General features: G+C 47.1%; 3 protein-coding genes. All 3 read left to right on the forward strand.

The features are described 5' to 3' along the window. The first annotated feature begins 407 nt into the window (after nt 1-407). The 3 genes from AB4653_RS05655 to AB4653_RS05665 are packed head-to-tail and all read left to right on the forward strand — an operon-like array spanning nt 408 to nt 4,797. Nucleotides 408-1,121, forward strand: coding sequence for an ABC transporter ATP-binding protein (locus tag AB4653_RS05655; protein WP_009845799.1), 714 nt, complete (start codon nt 408-410; stop codon nt 1,119-1,121). An 8-nt stretch (nt 1,122-1,129) separates the two neighbouring features. Further along, nucleotides 1,130-3,664 (forward strand): FtsX-like permease family protein, encoded by a 2,535-nt coding sequence (locus tag AB4653_RS05660; RefSeq protein WP_009845800.1) that lies wholly within the window; start codon nt 1,130-1,132, stop codon nt 3,662-3,664. Continuing rightward, a complete protein-coding gene (locus AB4653_RS05665; protein WP_009845801.1) occupies nt 3,664-4,797 on the forward strand; it encodes a lipocalin-like domain-containing protein in 1,134 nt (377 codons plus the stop codon). The genes AB4653_RS05660 and AB4653_RS05665 overlap by 1 nt, the downstream gene beginning before the upstream one ends. Nucleotides 4,798-4,949 lie beyond the last annotated feature (152 nt).

The following is a 4,949-nucleotide window of genomic DNA, read 5'->3' on the forward strand; positions in this document are numbered from 1 at the left end:
ATATTCGAAAATAATAGAATCTGCCATCTTGTATTAGCGATTAGTGGTGTAAGTACACAATCGCGAATAAATTAATCTCATTACGTTAACAACAAGTTGTTATTGCGTCTTCTTACGTGAAAATTTAGAGCAAATAGTCTTTACTCTAAGATCATAAACGTGGTCACGAACCATCTAACAACAAATTCGAAAACATCTTTGATGGCTTAAACATTCCCACCAACATCTGTATTCTCCCTCGCACTGATCTATTTCCCTCTTATCGAAGTACAAGTTAATTAATAATTCGATATAAATCGCTCTATTGTTTGAGATTATTGTCTACAGTTTTATAGAGCTTGTCGCTTCGGTAATAGCCACAAGTAACGACACCTTTTGATGGTTAGTTTTGGTTATAAGGAAAGGAAATGGAAAGCCCTATTGTCACACTCACACAGGCCAGCAAAAGCTTTGTTGATGGTAAAGACACTCATAGCGTGTTGGACAATTTCGATTTCGCTTTGGCGACAGGGGCAAGCGTGGCTTTGACAGGGGCGAGTGGCAGTGGGAAAAGTACTCTGCTGAATATCATTGCGGGGTTTGAACCTCTATCCGGTGGCGAACTATCTGGTGGAGAATTGTGGCTCGATGGCGAGAACACATCAGATTGGAAAGATCCACAGTGGAGCCGATTCCGCCATCAAAAACTAGGCGTTATCTTTCAACAGTTCAACTTATTAACGCCACTCAACGTAAAACAAAACATCGCGTTTCCTCTCCATTTAAATCAACAGAAATGGAGCGACTGGTGCGATTATTTAGTTGATGCATTGGGCATCAGTGAGCTACTCGAAAGACACGTATCCGCACTCTCTGGCGGTCAGCAACAACGAGTCGCAATAGCGCGTGCGCTAGCCCATAAACCTAAGCTATTGCTTGCCGACGAACCCACAGGCAACCTCGACCACAAGGCAGGCATTGAGGTGATGAAGTTGCTGAGTGAAATCACCACACAAGGCAACACTGCCGTACTTTTGGTTACGCACAGCCCAGAATGTGCCAGCTTTATGCAGACAAAATTGGTGTTAGATGATGGTTGTTTAAGGAACGCGGAGCTAACCCAAAGAGTAGCAACGTTGTGAGTAATCCAATGAAACAAACTGGCTTCGCACAGAACCAGCCCACCCATACCAAACTGACTCTGAATCTATTCGCGGCACACTACCGCCAGTCGCCACTGCAAGCCGCAGCGATTCTGATCGGCATTGTGCTGGCGGTCACCTTGTTTGTCGCGGTGCAAGCCATCAACCTCAATGCCAAGCGCAGTTATGCAGAATCGACCGAGCAACTTAGCGCCCAAGCGCAGAACCTTATCATTCCACCAGCAGGGCAAAACTATTTGCCGGAATCGCTCTACTTCACCTTAAGACAAAGTGGATTAAGCGCAGCGCTGCCCGTGATTGAAGGGCGAATCAGAGACGAACAAGGCCGACGCTGGTCAGTTCAAGGCAGTGAGTTGATCGCCGCCCTCACTTCAAGATCTCGTCACGCTCGTGTCGACGAACAAAGCAACACTCAAACCAAAGAGCCAAACATTTCCCTGTTCGACAAGGCCTTACCTTTGCCGCAACTCTTAGCGGGTGAACCCATTGTGATGATGAGCCAATCTCAGCACCAGAGTTTGGACGAAGTGGACACGCTCACTTTGGATGAAGTACTCACCAAGGTTGTGGTACTGCCAGATGAATGGCAGCTCGGTAGCCGAATGTTGATGGACATTGGGTTCGCTCAGCAACTGCTGAACAAGCAAGGGGAACTGAGCTATATCGCTATTTTTGACACTAAGAGCGACACTAACAGCAATACTCAGGATAAGTGGCAAAGCCTTATCGACAAACAGGGGCAATGGATTTCCAACAACCAAAGTACGGATCTCGGTTCAATTACCGATAGTTTTCACCTCAATCTTACCGCCATGAGTTTGTTGGCGTTTTTGGTTGGTTTGTTCATCGCTTACAACGGCGTAAAATACAGCTTGCTCAAGCGTAATCGGCTGTTGGTACAAATTCAACAAGCTGGAGTTGCGCCAAGCATCGTGTTTTCTGCTCTGCTAATCGAGCTCACGGTTTTAGTCACACTAGGCGCATCACTTGGTTTCATTCTCGGCATTCAACTCAGCCATTGGCTGCATCCCACCGTCGCGATAACGCTTGAGCAACTTTATGGTGCGACACTGCTTCCCGGCACATGGCAGTGGCAATGGTTAGTGCAGGCACTGCTACTCACGCTGGCCGCAACGCTTGTCGCGTGTTGGCAGCACTTTAAACAGCGAGTGCGACAACCCCTCTCTTCCCATGGCGGTTTCTATCAAGCGCCGGAAGCGTCTAACGAAAATCAGCTGTTTGTTATAGGGTCAGTATTAACCATTGTCGCGTTAGCAGGGTTATGGCTGAGCGAACATCATCGCTTCACCATGGCATGGCTCGGTGTGTTAGTGGTGTCGATTCCTTTGTATTTGCCCAAAACACTCAGCGTGCTAGCGAACTGGAGCGAAAAACGTACCCAATCGGGGTTAATACAATATCTGTTCGCTGAGCTGCGTGAACTTATCTCCCCTCTCTCCCTCGCCATGATGGCGTTGCTTCTCGCTGTCACCGCAAATGTGGGAATGAATACCTTAGTCGGCAGCTTTGAATCCACGTTGAAGCAATGGCTTGAACAGCGATTACATGCCGATATTTACGTTAGCCCTGCCCAAGGTGAAATCGCGAATGTGGAACGTGCGTTAGAGCAGTTTGAAAATGTTGAAACCGTTTATAAGCAATACTATGTCAACGATAACTTACAGGGCTTGCCGACTTTGCTCGGTACCAAAGACAGAGACACACTTGAGCAAACCATGGTATTTCAATCCCACCTTGATGATTTCTGGACGCGCTTTTACCAAGGTGAATTCGTGGCGATCAGCGAACCCACTGCGGTGAAGCTCGGGTTGTCCCTTGGAAGCCAACTCAAGCTCGACTCGATCCAAAACAAAACACTCATCGTCGGGGCGATTTTCCACGATTATGGCTCACCGAATGGTGAAGTGTTGCTTGCACCTAATTTATGGCTCGAAAGCGGGTTTACTGACTTACCCACCAGCTTGGGAATCAAAGCCTCTGGCGACCCACAAGTGGTGTACGAACAGCTACGCCAACAACTCAATTTGCACCCTAGCCAGCTTTACGATCAAGCACAGATAAAATCGATCGCTTTAGATATCTTCTCACAAACTTTTGCCATCACTCGGGCGCTTAATGGCGTCACTTTAATGGTGGCGGTGATAGGGTTGTTCTGCGCCTGTTTCATGTTGCTCGATGCACGCAAAGCCGCGATTGCAAGGTTGTATGCGCTCGGTGTTAGTCAGAAAAAATTGATGGCGATGGTGGTCGGACAAATCGTTGTTCTGGTCGCCTTCACTCTGGTTATCGCCTTACCACTCGGCGCTATGGTCGGTTATGTGTTGACGGACATCGTTACCCTGCGCGCCTTTGGTTGGAGCTTAAATTACGTATGGAATTGGAGTGACGCACTCAGCATCGCAGCCATCACCATTCTAGTGGCTGTGTTTGCGACCTTGATTCCACTGTGGCGTTTGGTCAGTAAACCCGTGGTATCCAGTTTACAGAGCGAGGTGTTGTGATGAATCGAACAATGAGAGTTTTCGTTCTCACACTTGGCATCTTGCTCCTTTTAGGGTATGAGGAGTCAACTCAACCATCAGCTCAAAATATGGGTTCGATACTTGGCGCAGAAACACAAACCGAGAATGAAACGGCAATCGATCAAGCGCAATTTTCTCCGGTAGTAAAAGGTATCGAGATCACCTTCCCTGCCGACCATCAAGCACACCCTAATTTTCGTCATGAATGGTGGTACTTAACCGCAAACTTAATTGATGAAGACGGCAATGCGTTAGGCGTGCAGTGGACACAATTCCGCTTCGCGGCTGCACCACTGGAAAGTGGCAATAGCACTAAGAAAACTACGTGGCAAAGTCAGCAAATCTACATGGCACACAGCGCAGTCACCACTAAAGATAAGCACTACGCCGATGAAAAGTGGTCACGTGACCAAGCTGAACTGGCGGGTGTCAGCACTTCCCCATTTCGTGTCTATCTTGATGACTGGCAATGGAACTCTTCAAGCGATGATCTATTCCCCGCAACCTTGGACGCTAATTCAGATCAGTTTGGCTACTCGCTTAAGTTAACCAGCAACGCGCCTTATCAAAAGCAAGGCGTACAAGGCTACAGCACTAAAAGTAGCGATGGCAAAGTGGCTTCCTACTACTACAGTCAACCATTCATTAATGTATCGGGCGAGGTAACTATTGATGGAGTAACCCATCTGGTTTCTGGCAAAGGTTGGATAGACAGAGAATGGAGCTCTCAGTTTTTACTCGACTCGCAACAAGGTTGGGATTGGTTTGCGCTAAGGCTGAGTGATGAAACCAGCTTGGTGGTATTTCAACTTCGAAACTCAACAACAGGCAAAGCCAGTTATTCCCATGCAAGGCTGATGAAACAAAATGGCTCTGGCATCGCGATTAAGCAGCAAGACATCCGCTTAACCGCTATCAAGCAAACAGAAATCGACGGACGCGATTATCCAACAGAATGGCAAGTTTCGATTCCAACTCAACAAATCGAACTGACCGTCTCGGCACTCAATCCAGAAGCAAAAATGCCACTGTCTGTACCCTATTGGGAAGGGCCAATCGTTATTGAAGGAACACACTCTGGTACGGGCTATATGGAGTTAACTGGGTACTAAGCCAAAGGCATGATACAAACCAATTTAATATGCAATCAGTTTATTTAAGAAAAATAAATGGTACAAAAAATAGCCGAACGCATTTATTCTCCTGCATTCGGCTATGACTTATTTAATCAGATGAGAGCTTAAACCCGGTAGCAAGCCTATTT

Source organism: Vibrio sp. 10N.222.48.A3 (genome assembly GCF_041475345.1).
GTDB classification, from domain to species: Bacteria; Pseudomonadota; Gammaproteobacteria; order Enterobacterales; family Vibrionaceae; genus Vibrio; species Vibrio tasmaniensis_A.